The 15,081-nt window shown below is 69.4% G+C and carries 16 protein-coding genes; 7 read left to right on the top strand and 9 right to left on the bottom strand.

The features are described from left to right. The first annotated feature begins 306 nt into the window (after positions 1–306). On the top strand, positions 307–588 hold the full coding sequence (locus E3T54_RS16580) for a hypothetical protein (RefSeq protein WP_134476627.1): 282 nt from the start codon (positions 307–309) through the stop codon (positions 586–588). On the opposite strand, the gene E3T54_RS16575 is transcribed toward E3T54_RS16580, so the two are convergent. Next, on the bottom strand, positions 560–799 hold the full coding sequence (locus E3T54_RS16575; RefSeq protein WP_134476626.1) for a hypothetical protein: 240 nt from the start codon (positions 797–799) through the stop codon (positions 560–562). The two genes, E3T54_RS16580 and E3T54_RS16575, sit on opposite strands and share 29 nt — an antisense overlap. 142 nt (positions 800–941) lie before the next feature. Here E3T54_RS16575 and E3T54_RS16570 point away from each other — a divergent pair, with 142 nt between their 5' ends. The 4 genes from E3T54_RS16570 (at position 942) to E3T54_RS16555 (ending at position 4,094) form a co-directional block, all read left to right on the top strand. Next, on the top strand, positions 942–1,820 hold the full coding sequence (locus E3T54_RS16570) for an SDR family NAD(P)-dependent oxidoreductase (protein WP_134476625.1): 879 nt from the start codon (positions 942–944) through the stop codon (positions 1,818–1,820). Between the two features lie 72 nt (positions 1,821–1,892). Then, on the top strand, positions 1,893–2,771 hold the full coding sequence (locus E3T54_RS16565; RefSeq protein ID WP_134476624.1) for an endonuclease/exonuclease/phosphatase family protein: 879 nt from the start codon (positions 1,893–1,895) through the stop codon (positions 2,769–2,771). Beyond that, the gene (locus E3T54_RS16560; protein WP_134476623.1) at positions 2,768–3,376 is read left to right on the top strand and encodes a hypothetical protein; all 609 of its coding nucleotides are present in this window, start codon (positions 2,768–2,770) and stop codon (positions 3,374–3,376) included. The genes E3T54_RS16565 and E3T54_RS16560 overlap by 4 nt, the downstream gene beginning before the upstream one ends. After that, positions 3,369–4,094 carry a nucleoside/nucleotide kinase family protein gene (locus E3T54_RS16555; RefSeq protein ID WP_241977286.1) on the top strand — a complete coding sequence of 242 codons (726 nt, stop codon included), beginning with the start codon at positions 3,369–3,371 and terminating at the stop codon, positions 4,092–4,094. Before E3T54_RS16560 ends, E3T54_RS16555 begins: the two co-directional genes overlap by 8 nt. 386 nt (positions 4,095–4,480) lie before the next feature. On the opposite strand, the gene E3T54_RS16550 is transcribed toward E3T54_RS16555, so the two are convergent. From E3T54_RS16550 to E3T54_RS16530, 5 genes are all read right to left on the bottom strand, one after another. Next, entirely contained in the window at positions 4,481–6,502 is a 2,022-nt protein-coding gene (locus E3T54_RS16550) for a hypothetical protein (protein WP_134476622.1), read from the bottom strand. A gap of 355 nt (positions 6,503–6,857) precedes the next feature. Continuing rightward, positions 6,858–7,238, bottom strand: coding sequence for a hypothetical protein (locus E3T54_RS16545; RefSeq protein ID WP_092321089.1), 381 nt, complete (start codon positions 7,236–7,238; stop codon positions 6,858–6,860). A 158-nt stretch (positions 7,239–7,396) separates the two neighbouring features. Next, on the bottom strand, positions 7,397–7,909 hold the full coding sequence (locus E3T54_RS16540; protein WP_134476621.1) for a DinB family protein: 513 nt from the start codon (positions 7,907–7,909) through the stop codon (positions 7,397–7,399). Positions 7,910–8,045: 136 nt separating this feature from the next. After that, complete coding sequence (locus tag E3T54_RS16535; protein WP_134476620.1) at positions 8,046–9,662, bottom strand: plasmid pRiA4b ORF-3 family protein; 1,617 nt, start codon at positions 9,660–9,662, stop codon at positions 8,046–8,048. 140 nt (positions 9,663–9,802) lie between these two features. Then, positions 9,803–10,537, bottom strand: coding sequence for an endonuclease/exonuclease/phosphatase family protein (locus tag E3T54_RS16530; RefSeq protein ID WP_134476619.1), 735 nt, complete (start codon positions 10,535–10,537; stop codon positions 9,803–9,805). Between the two features lie 231 nt (positions 10,538–10,768). Here E3T54_RS16530 and E3T54_RS16525 point away from each other — a divergent pair, with 231 nt between their 5' ends. After that, positions 10,769–10,966: a DUF2510 domain-containing protein gene (locus tag E3T54_RS16525; RefSeq protein WP_166804957.1), complete on the top strand. Its 198-nt coding sequence runs from the start codon at positions 10,769–10,771 to the stop codon at positions 10,964–10,966. Next, positions 10,963–11,568 carry a hypothetical protein gene (locus E3T54_RS16520; RefSeq protein ID WP_134476617.1) on the top strand — a complete coding sequence of 202 codons (606 nt, stop codon included), beginning with the start codon at positions 10,963–10,965 and terminating at the stop codon, positions 11,566–11,568. The genes E3T54_RS16525 and E3T54_RS16520 overlap by 4 nt, the downstream gene beginning before the upstream one ends. A gap of 47 nt (positions 11,569–11,615) precedes the next feature. Here the strand turns inward: E3T54_RS16520 and E3T54_RS16515 are convergent, their stop codons facing one another. The 3 genes from E3T54_RS16515 to E3T54_RS16505 form a co-directional block, all read right to left on the bottom strand. After that, on the bottom strand, positions 11,616–12,500 hold the full coding sequence (locus E3T54_RS16515) for a nuclease-related domain-containing protein (RefSeq protein WP_166804956.1): 885 nt from the start codon (positions 12,498–12,500) through the stop codon (positions 11,616–11,618). A 206-nt stretch (positions 12,501–12,706) separates the two neighbouring features. Next, positions 12,707–14,122, bottom strand: a complete 1,416-nt coding sequence (locus E3T54_RS16510) for an FAD-binding oxidoreductase (RefSeq protein WP_134476615.1) — start codon at positions 14,120–14,122, stop codon at positions 12,707–12,709. A gap of 272 nt (positions 14,123–14,394) precedes the next feature. Then, positions 14,395–15,021 (bottom strand): nuclease-related domain-containing protein, encoded by a 627-nt coding sequence (locus E3T54_RS16505; RefSeq protein ID WP_134476614.1) that lies wholly within the window; start codon positions 15,019–15,021, stop codon positions 14,395–14,397. Between the last annotated feature and the right edge of the window lie 60 nt (positions 15,022–15,081).

Here is a 15,081-nt window from a genome sequence, read left to right as displayed (position 1 = left end):
GGAAGATCCGCATGCTGAGAGGCGTCCCCCAGCTCAAGGCGCCACCCTGGCTCGACCCCGGCGGCGGCAAATGGCGCTACGTCACCACCTCCCGCACAAGGATCGCGGATACCCTCGACCTCCGCCTGGCCCAATCGGACTGAGGACGGGGCGCCGGGTTGCGGCACTGGGGTAGGCGGCACTCGGGTAGCCGGCGAGGCCACCCCTGTTCTCGCATACACCCGGCCACCGTGCCTGTCCACGGTCTGGCCGCCCGATCCAGACCCCCGCATGATGGCAGCGCGAACTCGAACAGAGGAGATACTGATGGCACCGATCAGCGACCTGGGCACCCTGGCTGAGGAGATCACGGCCCTCGACGGGAAGCTCAACGCCCTCTCGCAAGAGGGCAAGGGCATGAGCGACCCGGAGTGGAGCCGGACGTTCGATCGCCTGACGACAATCGGTGAGGAGCTCAACGCCGAGGGCGGTGAGGCGCTCATGCAGACTGCGCTGCAGCTTGCCGTGCAGAAGGGATCTCGATCTTCGCCTGGGCCAATCGGGCTACGCGCCAGCCGGACTAAGTGCTGGGGCGGGGTGCGGCGGTGACGCTGCGTCGCCGCAGCCACCAGTCGATCAGGAACAGTACGCCGATGACTACCGGAGGTCCGGTGACCAACGGGGCGTATGCCCATTCGGGGTAGTAGCTGAAGACCATCACGACTGAATACGCGAGGAACCCGTACGACTGGAGTAGCACGAACAGGATGCCCAGGACCAGGGCGACCCAGCCCGCCACCGTTGCTTTTCGTGCGCTCATCGCCGATTCCTTCCATCGATGGTGCTGCAGCGGATAGTAGCCTCGTTAGCAAATGGGCGGAACTGGCCCGGGCTCGCCGTGGCGTGATTGAATGCGACCGGCAGGAGCGCGGGGATCCACGCCCGACGATCAAGGAGGATCGATGACGCAGACGGTGATTATCACGGGCGGCGCGGGTGGCATGGGCCTGGCGACAGCGAAGATCATGGGGCGCGACCATCGCGTGGTCATCGCGGACGTGAACCGGGAGCGGCTCGACGCCGCCGTCGCAGAGCTGACCGGGCTCGGCATCGAGGCCGAGGGCGTCGTCTGCGACATCACCGACCGGGCATCTGTGGACGCGCTGTTCGCGACAGCGACAAGGTCCGGCACGGGCACCGGCACGGGCACCGGCACGGGCACCGGCACGGTGCGCGCCGTGGTGCACTCCGCGGGCGTCAGCCCGCAGATGGGCACCGCGGAGCAGATCATCCGGATCAACGCGCTCGGGACCGTGAATGTCACTCAAGCGGCCCTCGCGATCGCCGGCGAGGGCTTCGCCCTGGTGAACGTCGCGTCGATCGCCGGCCACATGACGCCGAAGTTGCTCACACCCACGCGCTCCTTCCGGCTCGCTCTGACCGATCTGCCGCGATTCGTCCGGAAGCTGACCTCGGCAGCGAAGCTCGCGCCGAAGTCGATGCACTCGGGCTCGGCGTACTCCGTGAGCAAGGGCTTCGTCATCTGGTACAGCCAGGAGATGGCTGCGGCGTTCGGTGCGAAGGGAGCCCGCATCGTGTCCGTCTCACCCGGTAGCTTCGACACCGCGATGGGCCGCCTCGAGGAGGCGAAGGGCTCGGGAAAGCTCGTCGAGTACGCCGCTCTGAAGCGGTTCGGCAAGCCGGAGGAGGTCGCCGAAGTACTCGCGTTCTGCGCGAGCGACAAGCCCGGCTACCTGACCGGAGTGGACATCCTCTGCGACGGCGGCACGAAGGCGGGGCTCGACTTCAAGAGCATGATCGCGATGGCCCGAGCATCCTGATGCTCGTGACGTGAACACGCAGGAGCCGGCGTCATCCCGACGCATCACGCGCCGCGAGCATACTCTGGGCGCATGACGGATGCCGCGCTGATCGGTCCGGTGACCGAGCCCGACCTGCACGTGATGACGTACAACATCCGTCGGCGTTCCCGCAATCTCCTGCCGGGGAGTCCCGATCGTTGGGCCACGCGGAAGCCGCTCGTTCGACGCATCCTCGCCGCCGAGCAGCCGACGCTTCTCGGCGTGCAGGAGGGGTTGGCCGACCAGGTCGACTTCGTTTCCGACGCCCTCGGACCGCACTACCAGTGGGTAGGCCACGGCCGCTACGCCTCCGGACGGGACGAGCGGTGTGCTGTGTTCTACGACTCGCGGCGGCTGGAGCTGACCGCCTGGCAGCAACGGGCCCTGTCCGCGACGCCGGAGAAACCCGGGTCCAGATCGTGGGGCAATCTGACGCCGCGCATCGTCGTGTCAGCGGACTTCACGGATACCGCGACCGGAGCACGGCTCCTCGCCTTCAACACCCATTTCGATCACCTCTCGTGGCGGTCGAGGCTCGAATCGGCGAACTTCATCCTGGACCTCGTGCTGGCCGCTCGCGCCGCAGAGCCGGACGCCGCGATCGTGGTGATCGGCGACTTCAACGCCGACGCGGACTCGGCCGTCTACCGCCGGCTGACGGCAGACGGGCCGCTCAGGGACACCTGGGAGGATGCGGCCGAGCGCGTGACGCCGCAGTGGGGCACCTTCTCGAACTACCGACGCCGCCGCCCGGGCGGCAAACGCATCGACCTCATCCTGGTGGGGAACGGCGTAGACGTGATGAGCACGGGCATCAACGCCGCGCGATTCGACGGCAGCGCGGCATCCGACCACGAACCCGTGCAGGCGGTGCTGCGCTACGGAGACCGTCCGGCCGGGGCGTCCGACTCGGCTAGAGTGCTGCCATGATCCGGACATACCTGCCGGCTCCGACGGGAGCCGCCGAGACGGTCGCCGACGCGCTGCGGGTGCTGGCTGCGATCGGCATTGTGGTCGCTGGCGTCGGCTGGGGCCCGGCCGCGGGGTTCAGCCTCGCGTTCGTGACGGTCGGGATGTTCCTTCCCCGGCTGTTGGGCGTTCGGCCGGGCTTCGACATCGCGTTCGGCATCGTGGTCCTGGCCTCCGTGTGGAGCAGCGTGCTGGACATCTACATCTCGACGCGCTGGTGGGATCTTCCGATGCACTTCCTCACCAACGGACTCTGCGCCGCACTGGTCTACATCGGGCTCGTACGGCTCGGAATCCTGGCCGACGCCGCGACGCTCCTGAGGCCGATGGCGTCGACCGCCGTGATGACCTTCGCCCTGGGGCTGTCTCTCGGAGTGCTCTGGGAGATCTTCGAGTGGTTCGGGCACACCTACATCGACGAGGAGATCTTCGTTGGTTACGTCGATTCGATCGGAGACCTGGCCTGGGGCGGTATCGGCGCCCTGCTCGCAGGGTTGAGCAGACCGCTCATGGAGGGCCAATCTGCGACGTCGAGGCCGCGAGCCGCGAGCTCCCCTCTTGGGTGAGGTCCCCCTGGACACACCGTGGCGCCGAGCGCTCCCCGACACGATCGAGACCGCCGCGGCGGGGCTGGCCGAGCGGCTGCGTGAGCGGCTGGGCAAGAGGCCGCGTGAGAGGCTGCGGGAGCCGGGCGGGCAGCCGGGCGGGCAGGGCGGGCGCATCCTGCTGGGCCTCTGCGGTCCGCCGGGGGCAGGCAAATCCACCCAGGCCGCCGAGCTGACCCGGATCCTCGGGCCCGACACGGCCATCGTCGTGCCGATGGATGGCTTCCATCTCGCGACCGACCTCATCCGGGGCACACCGCTGGCCGAGCGCCGCGGCGCCATCGACACCTTCGACCCGGGCTCGTACCTGTCGCTGCTGCGCCGGCTTCGCGCCCGCGACGAGGACGTGGTCTACGCCCCGTCGTTCCGCCGCGGCCTGGAGGAGCCGATCGCGGCATCCATCGCGATCCCCCGCAGCATCCCCGTGGTCATCACCGAGGGCAACTACCTGCTGGCGGATGCCCCCGCGTGGCGCGCGATACGCGGGGAGCTCGACTCGGTCTGGTACCTCGAGGTGTCGGCAGCAGTGCGGCTCCCGCGCCTGATCGGGCGGCACGTGGAGTTCGGACGCGGCGAGGCGGATGCTGCGGCCTTCGCGCGCGGCAGCGACCAGAGCAACGCGGACCTCATCGAGTCGACCCGGCAGGATGCCGACCTGATCGTGGTCCTTCGGGGCTGAGGGCTGGAGGTCTGGGCCCTGAGGTCTGGGCCCTGAGGTCTGGGGCCTGAGGGTCTGAGAGTCAGAGGTTTGGGCCCCTGAGGTCCCGAGGGTCGTCCCGAGAGTTGAGTTGCGGAAAAAGTACCTTCATTTGCGCGGGGAAGGTTGTTTGTCCGCAAGTCAGTTGGGCTGGAGCCCGGGGCGGGCGTGCGGGGCGCTCGACAGGCCCGACCTCGGGGCAGACTCGACTTCCGTGGCGGCGGGCCGACTTGACCTCCGTGGCGGGCCGACCTCCGGGCCGTCCCGAGGGTTGAGTTGCGGAAAAAGTACCTTCATTTGCGACGGGAAGGTTGTTTGTCCGCAAGTCAGTTGGGCTGAAGCCTGGGCCAGACCCGACCTCTGGGGGCTTACGGCTCCAGCTCATCGTGCGTCCGAACGCCGACGAATTCGATTCCGCCGCCGGGCAACAGCCAGTAGTGCAGGCGCCGGGCTGCCGGGGTGTGCTGTTCGATGGCGACGCGCAGGCAGCGGGCGCCGTCGGAGCGCACTCGAGCGGCGGACGCCCCGCCATTCCCTTCTCGCAGGGCATGCTGTTGGCGACCGTTCACGCTGCCCACTCGCCCGGTGAGCACGTCCACGCACGCCTTGAACGCCTTCGCCAGTTGGCCGTCATCGAGGCTCGCGAGCGAATCGGCGAAGCCGTTTGCCAAGGCGTACTCGTCGGGCCACGACCACGTCGCGCGTTCGGTCGCGCCGACTCGGTCCACCCAGGCCAGGTAGAGCTCGTGGCGCACCCAGCCGTCGGCATCCGCCCACTGCGCGCGGCGATCCTCGAATCCAGCGGCGACCGGCGCGGGTGCAACGGTGCGCCGCGATTCCCGCAGGTTGCGCTTCTGGGTGCGCTGCTCGCTGCGCAGTTCGGCTTCGATTCGCCGAAGTTCTCCGAGTTCGGCCAGCGATTCCCGATGCTGCAGTTGGGTCGTTCGCACCAGCTCCAGCAGCTGGGCGTGCTGGGAGTCCGACGCCCCCGCATCCGCCAGCTGCGCCTCGAGTCGCTGGATGCGCCCCCGTGCCTCGGTCAGGGAAAGCTGCGTCGACAACAGGGAAACGCCGGTGGCGACCGGGTTCGCTGCGGATGCGGCGGCGGTCTCGGCGGGCTGCACGGGCTGCACGGCCACGGGCACGGGCACGGCCGCGGCCGCGGCCGCGGGCACAGGCACAGTCACAGTGACCACGCGCATCACGCCGGGCCCGGGTCGAGGCCCGGCTGCGCAGGGGGCCGCGGGCGGGCGGCCGTTCGGCAGGCGCGGGGTCTCGACCGGCTCGGCCCCCGCCGCACGCGCCTCGACAGGCTCGACCCCCGGAGAGCGGGTGCGCACAGGCTCGACCACCGGGGCAACGCCGAGCCACGACTCGACCACCGGAGCACGGCCGAGCACGGGGAGCGGGGGTGCGGCAAGATCCACGTCCGGGAGGGGTTCGATCGCCGCCACCAGCGGGCGGTTCTCGCACAGCCAGCACGGGCCGTTGCTCACCAGGGCAAGCGGCGGCAGCACGGGCTCGTCGTCGTCGACATCGGTCAGCCGCAGGTGAAGTGAACCGCTCTGAAGGTGGACGACGCGCACCGCCACCACGTCGCCCTCGGACAGGAGCGTATCGACCTGGTCGAGCGGGTTCGGGGAGATGTCCGACCGCGAGATAAGGATCGGCACGTGCGGGTGCAGTGCCAGGGCCGCACGCTCCTTGCTCACGTGCTGCACCAGCGCGAGGGTGATGCTGTTGTGCGGGAACCTCTCGGCGAGCGCGTCAACGCTCGGCGTGCTGACCTCGACATTGAGGCGGCGGGTGTCCAGGTCGAGCAGGCCGTCGACGCGCTGCCCGCGCTCGAGCGTCCAGTCGAGGGGAACGGGCGGGTAGGTGAGCTCCTGCCAGATGGTGGCTATCCCGCCGCCTGCCAGCTCGACGAGGGCTCGAGATCCCCCGGGCAGGAACCCCTTCACCGTTCCCGTGACGGGCCGGGCGGATGCCGGGGCGCGCGCAAAGAGGCCGGCCTGGTGGGCGTGGGCGAGGGCATCCGTCACCAGTTGTTCGGTGGCCCGCTGCGGATTGTCGTAGGCGAAACGAAGCCGGGACCGGCCAATGTCGGTGAGCGCGTCGGCGCCGACGGGGTAGGAACGCCCGGCGCCGCCGTAGACCTGGAAGCGGTCGGGCAGGAGGTCGCTCAGCTCGCGGGTGAGGGCGCCGGTTTCGAGCAGGAATACCTCTGTGACGTCGGCAATGTCCTCGGCGAGCTGGTCGAGCAGGATGTCGGGCGTGCGAGACCCGAAGCGAGAGGTCACCACGACCCAGGGACGGTCGCGGGCGGCGTCGTGCAGCCCGGCGGCCAGCTGCTGCACGGCGGCGCTCGACTCTACGCGGGTGTACGTCATTGCCGTCCCCTTTCGGCCAGGGTGGAGCGTCTTGGGTAGAGGCTACGGCCCACCACCGACATGGGCGGGAGTTGTGGGCGCGATTCGTTCTGCGGTCTGCGCGTCTGCGCGTCTACGCGTCTGCTGGCTGTGCGTCGCCCCTCAGGGTTGAGTTGCGGGCAAAGTACCTTCGTTTGCCGCGGGAAGGAACTTTCTCCGCAACTCAATTGGGTGGGCGGGCGCGCGGGTGGGCGAGCGCGCGGATGGGCGAGCGCGCGGATGGGCAGGCGCGCGGGACGTGCGCACGGGACGGGACGCGGGACGGGACGCGGGACGGGACGCGGGGCGGCTCGCGGCAGGCGCGACGTCCGGGGAACTAGCTCGCCGCGATGATCACCGCGAGCACACCGAGTACCAGAGCTAGCGGACCCATCGTGTACCGCTCGGGTCGGCTGCGCGAGACGAAGTTCATCACCACGCCGAGCAGCAGGTATCCGGCGATCACCCACATCAGCACGGCGATGAAGCCGTCGCTCGGGATGAGGTCGATCAGGCCCACGCGTTCGAACGCGACGAAGGCGAAGGCCGCATAGAGCAGGATCGACACAACGCTCCCCCAGCGCAGTCGAGCAGGCAGAACGCGGTTCTGGCCGCCCCACGCGAAGCGGCCGAGGGGCGCGCCGGCAATCAGCAGGATCTGGAACACGGCAAGCGCGGCCAGCAGGGCGCAAAACAGGTACACCGCGATCGTCGTCATGGTTCAGGATTCTAGGGGCTGGACGGTCCTCCGCCGGGAGATCCGCCGGGAGATCCGCCGGGAAACCCGCTGGCACATCCGCCGGACCCAGGGTTCAGAGCTCGTCGGCGTAAAGGCTCGGCGGGTTCAGTGATTCGCGGGTAACAGGCTCGGCGGGCTCAGAGCTCGGCGCGCATCGCGAGCCCGCGCACATACGCGGCCTGGCCCGCGTGCTCCAGGTCATCGGCGATGATGCTGACCAGGCGCACCGCGAGCGTGACCGGCGGATTCCACCCGCGGTCGACCACCCGGGCGAAATCCGCCTCGGCCAGGGTCGGCAGGTACGCGATCGTGCGGGCATGCACGGCGTCGAAGTACCCGCCCAGCAGCTCGGCGGTCGACCGCACGGCCGCGACCTCGTCGGCCGTGTGCCCGTACCCCGTGGCGCTGGGCCCGAACGGCAACGCGAACCTCACCGACCATCCGTCGGCGGTCCAGACCTGTTCCTCCCCGATGAGGGGCGCGATCTGCGCATCCTGGATGCGGGCCAGGTGCCAGACCAGCCAGGCGATCGTGTTCGCCTCCGGATCGGGCCGGTAACCAAGCACCCCCGGGCCTGCATCCTGCAGCACCGCATGCACGACGCCCGACACCCGGTCGAACGCGTCCAGCAGAAGGTCTGACGACAACATCCACAACTCCCCTCGCACCGGAACCGCGCCTGGCTGAGACGCTCTCGCGGCTCCACTCGGTTCGCGCCAATTCTGCCCGGGAAAACGGATGCCCGGAAGGCGCTCGCCGAGCACAGGCGTACGGCCGACGGGCGGCTCAGCGCCCGGGCGTGAGCGCGGCGCGGGCGAGGGCCTGCGCGCCAAGCGAGTCGAGTCGGCTCGGCCCGTACATCTGGAGCCGGAACGGTCGCGGATCCGCCAGCGTGGCCGAAGCCGCCCATTCGAGCGCCTCCCGGGTATGCCGCGGCTTGTAGACCGCGGACCCGTTCCCGTAGCGGCCGTCCCCTTCGAGCTGCATGCCGGCCACGGCGCTGACCAGATCCAGTGACTTGCCGAGGGTGATGAAAGTCCCCACTTCCCCGGCCGCGACCAGCAGCAGGAGGAGGAGAGCGGCATCCTGTGACTGCTCTTCTCGCTCCACCGGAAGCCGGGAGGCGATGTGGCGCCACAGCGCGAGCGGCGACTCGCGCACGGCCAGCCCGAGCTTCGTCGGAAGCAACATGCCGCTGTACTTTCGCACCAGGCCGAGCTCCGTCACGGTCTGCCGCAGGTCGAGCAGCGGCCGCGTGTTGGCCTCGCGATTCGCCTTGCCGTACGCCTTCTTGTCCGGATCGAGCTCCGCCATCAGCGCGATCACGGCCGCAGGCTGCAGGAATCCGGCCTTGCTGAGCGGGAGGCCGTCTCCGACGTGCCGCAGGAAGGTGCGGATGACGAGCGTCGCCGACTCCGCCGCTGCCTCATCGATCTCGAGCGGCTCCGTCAGGCGGGCACTGGCCACGAAACCGGCCAGGTAGCGCTGAGCCTCCTCGCCGACTCTCGCGATCAGGTCCGCAATCGGCGAACCGGCCCCTCCGCGGCTGGCGCGCAGCCAGGCCAGGGCGGCATCCGCTCCGGCGAGGCGGTCGAGACCCCGGTTGATCGCGTCGAGGTCGATGTCGTCCGTGACGCTGAACAGGTCGTGGTAGGCGATCGTCTCGATCAGGTCCGAGTATGCCGGGTCGCGCGGGTTCAACGCCGCCGCCAGGATCCGCTCGTAGCTGTGGATTCCGCCGATGTCCTCCGGCGGCCCCAGGCGCCGTCCGGCAAGGCAGCGGACGGTGGCATCCGTCGGCGCGCCGGCCTCAGGCAGCGCGTTGGCCTCTGACAGCCCTGCCGCCTCGATCGCCTCGAGGGTGACCGTGTGCTCCCAGCCGTCGCCGAAATCGTAGGTGTAGCGCAGGGTGTCGCCCGTCTTGGCAAGGAACTGGTCGAGCCGCAACTCGCTCTCGAGCACGCCCACGTCGCCCTCTTCCACGTCGAACGGGGTGAGGATGCCCACCGTCTCCTCCCCGTAAGGGTCGTCGGTGAGCGTGAACTGGTGCAGGTGGCTGTTGGTCCAGCCGAACGCGGTTTGCAGCACGTCGTGCAGCCGGTCGAGGGTCAGATTGGACGGCAGGCTCAACCGACGCCAGATCGGCGGTTTCGAGCCGACGAGGTCAACGCGCACACGGAAGCGCACGGGCGTTGCGGGCGGCGTCAGCAGGGGCAGCGGCTTCTTCGGCCGGTCGCGGCGGGCGCGCGCGGCATCCTGCATCGCCTGCAGCATCGAGTCGGCGTCACTGTCGGCCGCGGCGGCCAGGAAGCGCCGCCTGGCGTCCTCGAGGTCGATCACGTTGTCGGGCCCGGATGTCGGCGGCCCGGAAGTCGGCGGTCCGGAATTCGATTGCTCAGTCATCCCGACACAGTGTACGGCGACTGCGGCCCCCGCCCGCGTGTTCACTTGCGGAGAAAGTACCTTCGTTTTCGAAATGAAGGGTGTTTGTCCGCAAGTCAGCGGGCGGGGCTGGCTGGGCTGGAGAGCGGGGCGGGCGGCAGCTAGATGCTGAAGTCGCCGGCCTCGCCCGACGCGGGCGCGGCATCCGGCAGGGTCACGGTGCTCTCGTGCGTGTACGTCGAGGTCACCAGGATCGGCATGTGGTCAGAGGTGCCGCTGGGCAGGGTCTCCACGTTGTCGATGGTCAGGCCGATCGATGTCGCCAGGTCGAAGTGGCCGCGGAAGAACTTGTAGCGCGTGTAGGTCCTGCTGTCGCTCAGGGTGAGGTCGTAGCCCGACTTCTTCACCTGCGCGCTGAGGTGATCCTTGAACATCGGGTAGTTGTAGTCGCCCACCATGAGGGTCGGCAGTCTCGGCCCGAGGATGTGCAACTCCTCATGGGCGGACCGGATCTGGTTGCGCCGCAACGAGTTCAAGGCGGTCAGCGGGGCAGCGTGGAAGGAGGCCACGACCAGCTCCCGCTTGGCCACATCGTCGATCAGGCGGGTGCCGATCAGGCGCTCGTGCGCCGGCGTGAGCACGCGGTCGTGCAGCGACTTCTTCAGCGCGAAGGTCCGCGTCTCGACCGCCGTGAAGCGGTCCTTACGGTAGTAGATGGCGAGGCCGAGCCGGTTGCGTGTGGTCGAGTCGGCCAGGTGCAGCAGCCCGATTTCGTCGGGGATGTCGAGGGTGTCGCACTCCTGCAGGCAGAGGAGGTCGGGCTCGTAACGCTCGACCAGCGCGATGAGTTCACCGATCGCGCTGTGCTTGCGCAGGTTGTAACTGATGACCTTCACGACAGTTCCGTTCCAGTTCGGGGGGCAGGAACAGCCTACTTTCCGTTACCACGAACGTGGAATCGAAAGTCGTGGCATCACGGCAAATCCCTTGCGGACGCACAGCAACTCCCTGCGGAGGCCCGTGGCGAAGGGCGGAGGCGTCGGGGGTACCCGATGTGGGGGCAGCGTGATTCTCCCTCAGCTTCTAGGCTCGGAGGGGCACTGCCGCCCCAAACGAAGGACACACCTGTGACTATTCCGAACCCAGGCTGGTATCCAAACCCGGAAAACGGCCGGCAGGATCGTTGGTGGAACGGCGTCAGCTGGTCGGAGCAGTGCAAGGTGCGAGTGGCCGAGGGGGCCGGTCTCGCCGGTTCAGGCGCAAACATCCCTGCCGTGTCGCACATCACGAACGCGACCGTGGTCGCCGACCGAGGCCGCCCGTGACCGCGCCCGCTCCCGCAACCTTCCGCCGCGTTCGCCGCGCCCGCCCGCCCGCGAGCACGTGGGTGATCGGCGGCAGCGCCCTCTACCTGGCACTGGTCGGACTCCTCACCGGCGGACCGGCCGGTTTCCTCCTCGTGGTCGGCGTGACGGGGCTGGTAACGGCCAGCTACGCTCTCCTCACGGGACGGCGCAGCTGGGCGCTCCTCCCGTCCCCCGGGGTCGCCGCCGCGTCCCTCGCGGCCTGCCTGATCCTCACCTCGTTCGGGGCTGCGCTCTCGCACCCCGGTGACGACGACCTGAATCTGGCAGCGAACAGCTCTTCCAGCGCCGCGGCCCCGGAAACGGCTGAGGGCTCGAGAGCCGAACCGGCGTCGGCGTCGGCATCGGCATCGGCATCGGCATCGGCGAAGGCAGCCCCCGCTCCCCCGGCCGAAACCACCATCGACACGGCGCGTGTGGCGCCCCCGATCATCGCCGAACGCACGGTCATCGGCACGGCCGGCGGAGCCATCGGCAGCTCAGCCATGACCCTGCTGGATGCGCTCCCGGCTCAGAACACCTGCCGGTCGGCCCTGCCCTCGCCCTGCCGGATTCCGCACTAACCGGCAAGCAGCACTGGCCGGCAAACAGCACTGGCCGGCAAGCAGCATTAGCCGGCGAACAGCTGCAGCACCTCGAGGGCCACACCCGCCGCCACCACAACACCGAGCAGCACCCAGAGTGCGCGGCGCAGGTGCGCGGCGCGAACATCCGCGTCGAGCGCGGTAAACCGGGCCATGGGGTCGTCAGCGGGCTCCGCCGAGACCCGGTAGGACGGCAACGAATCGCGGGAGGACTGCGACGACGGCTGCGACGGCGACGACCGCACCGACGACACGACGGGCCCCGGCACTGTCACGGGCGGCCTGCGCCAGCTCGCGGGGTTGTCGACGACGGCCGTGATCTCCATTCGCTCCGGCCAGGCGAGGGTCGGCGGAAGGCTCAGCAGCCAGCGCCGCAGATGGCGCGCGTCGATGACCGTCACGGATGCGGGCTGCTCCCGGATGCTCAGCTGCTTCGGGCCGACGAACGCCACGACGGGGCGGGCCGGCGCGCTCCGCGGCATCCGCTGCCGAACGAGCCCGGTGACTCGCTCGGCCTCGAGTTCCGCGTCGCGGATGTAGCGGGTCTTGCGGCCGGACACCAGCAGGCTGCGGCCCGCTACCCACACGGACTGGCCGCGGTGGTGCTTGGTATTGATGGTGAAGACGCCCGCCGGGCCGACGACGACATGGTCGATGTCGGAGCCCCTCCCGCCCACCGGCAGCGCGTGGAAGACGGCCCACTCCGGCGGCAGCGACTCGAGGAGCGACCCCACGGCCCGCTCCCCCTTCGCGCCGAGGTACCAGGGCACGCTGTCGGCGCCCAGCGGAGACTGGCCGAACACTCGGGCGAGCGTCGTGCGCGGCGGAACATCGCCCTGCACGCGCAGCAGCTCCTCGATGACCGCTTGCGCCGCAAAACGGTGCCGCATGGTGTCCGCGCTTGTTGCCATGACTCTCCTTACTGCCGAAACTACCGGCGCCGGGGCAGGGGCGGGCATCCCCAGAATGGCCGCGGGCGGCCCCAAAACGGGCGTGAGAACGGCTGTCTACGGGCGGGTTGTCTATGGGCCGTGCTGTCTATGGGCCGTGCTGTCTACCGTACGGGCCGTCTGGCTGTCTGTCCTCTTCCGCCGGCCCTCTCCCCAGAGCCCTCCGACTACGCGCGGCCGGCGTTGTCGTGGAATGTGCTGAGCATCGGGACTCCGGCCGGCTTGATGTTCTGGTTGATGTGGAAGAGATTGCCCGGGTCGTACTTCGCCTTCACCGTCGCCAGCCTCGCGTAGTTGGCACTGTAGTTGTCGGTGATGCGGCCCAGGTCGTCGGCATCCATGAAGTTGATGTACCCGCCGGGCTCCGAGAACGGCCGCAGCGCCGTCCAGAAATCGCGCACCCATTTGATGTTCGACTCGTTGTCGGCGGGATCCGTCCACATGCAGGCGATCACCGGCGAGAAGGCGGCGTGCCGGTAGGGGAACGCGGTCGCCTCGGCCGCCACCCGCTGCACGGCACCGTTGATCGGGTAGATGTCGACGGATGTCTGCACGCTCGGCACCATCCGGCCGAAGTCCAGGTAGGCGTTGATGGCCCCGTCGCTCAGCCCCGACAGGAAGTTCGCCTTCCAGTAGGCCCGCAGGCCCTTGGTGAGCAGGTCGTCGAAGGCCTCGTTCAGGTCCGGGTAGGGCATCCGTTCCACCAGGGCGCCGGCCACCGGTGCCACGTCGAGGAACGGTTGCCAGCGCGCCGGCCCCTCGGCTTCGTCGCCGGTCCACATGCCCACGACCAGGCACAACGGTTTGTCGTGCCACTTCTCGGGCAGGAACCCCACCGGCGGTCCCCGGTGGAACCCGAGGAATGCCCCGAACTCCTCCGGGGCACTCTCGATGTACTCGCGGTAGAACTCGGCCACGTCCCGAGCGTCGTCGACGGAGTAGAAGATGATCGCCGCGTGGACCATGTCCACCGGGTGCAGCTGGAACTCGAACGAGGTGACCACGCCGAAGTTGCCGCCCCCACCGCGCAAGGCCCAGAACAGGTCCGGGTTCTCATCGGAGCTGGCCGTGAGGGTGCGGCCGTCGGCGGTCACGACTTCCGCCGACAGGAGGTTGTCGCAGCTCAGGCCGTACTGGCGGCTGAGATAGCCGATGCCGCCGCCCAGGGTCAGCCCGGCGACGCCGGTGCTGCCCACGATGCCCCCGGGCGTGGCCAGTCCGTGGGCGTGCGTGGCCTTGTTGAACGTGGCCCAGGTCGCGCCGGCATCCGCCCGCGCGCGGCGGGTCACCGGATCCACGTCGACGCGGGTGCGCCCCGAGAAGTCGATCACGAGGCCGTCGTCGCAGGTGCCGTAGCCCGGGGCCCTGTGGCCGCCACCGCGGATGGCCAGGTCGAGGTGGCGGGCACGCGCGAAGTTCACCGTGGCGGCGACCTCTGCGGTGTTGCCCACCCGCACGACGGCGGCGGGTCTCCGGTCGATCATCCCGTTGTAGACGGCGCGCGCGGCCTCGTATTCCACGTCGCCCTGGGCAATCGCGTGTCCGTTCACCTGGACACGCAGTTCGTCGATCACGCTGGACATGGGCCTCCTGCACTCCGTGGTGGCTCGCGTCGGGATCTCTCGGCCGTCGGGATCGTGCCCCCGCCCTGCCCCCATGGATCAGTCAAGCCACATTTTCTCCGGCCCCGTTAGTCTGGGCGGCACGGGCCTCTAGATGAGAAAAATTACGCACCGCCTCGGCGGCTGTCAACGTTTGTGCGCGTGGCTCGGCGGCTCGGCGCGCGGCGGCGGGTCGGCCGCGAGCGTCGGGTCGGCCGCGAGCGTCGGGTCGGCCGCGAGCGTCGGCCCGGGGGTCAGGCCCTGGCTGCGATTCCGGGCATGGAGTCCGGCCGGGAACGCCACGCGCCCGGGCCGTCGACGATGGCGTCGAGTTCCATCAGCTCCGGCTCGGTCAGCACCGGCTGGAGCTGCATGAGCCAGCGGCGCAGGTCCCCCGCGTCGACAACCTTGACCTGCTCCGGACGGTCGTGGATGATGAGCTGCTTCGGTTCGACGACAGCGATCACCGGCTGCACGGGCGCGACCAGCGGCATCCGTTCGCGAACCAGCGTCGTGACCCGGGCCGCCTCGAATTCGGCGGCGCGGATGCTCGGAATCGGCCGGCCGGACACCGTCATGCCGTGCTTTCCGACGCCGATGATCTTGCTGCCGAAGTGCTTCGTGGAGATCGTGAAGACGCCGCCGGGGCCGACGACGAGGTGGTCGATGGCCGAACTCCGGGCGCCGATCGGGAGGGCGTGCAGCACGGTCCACTCCGGCGGGAGGCTGTCCAGGATCGAGCCGACGATCCGCTCGCCTTTCGCGCCGAGGTAGCGGGCGACGCCGCGGCTGCTGAGGGATGAGCGACCGAGCGGCAGGAGCCTCTCGATGACCGACTGTGCGGCAAGACGCTGCCGCAGGGTGGGGATGTCGGTGGTCACAGAACTCCTCTTTGGCTGTCATGAATCTAGCCCTCGAGCCCCCGGCCGCGCAGCCCCCGA

The organism is Cryobacterium sp. Sr8 (assembly GCF_004403225.1).
Taxonomy (GTDB): Bacteria; Actinomycetota; Actinomycetes; order Actinomycetales; family Microbacteriaceae; genus Cryobacterium; species Cryobacterium psychrotolerans.
The sequence above is the reverse complement of the archived record's forward strand: the minus strand, read 5'-3'. Positions and strand labels throughout refer to the sequence as shown.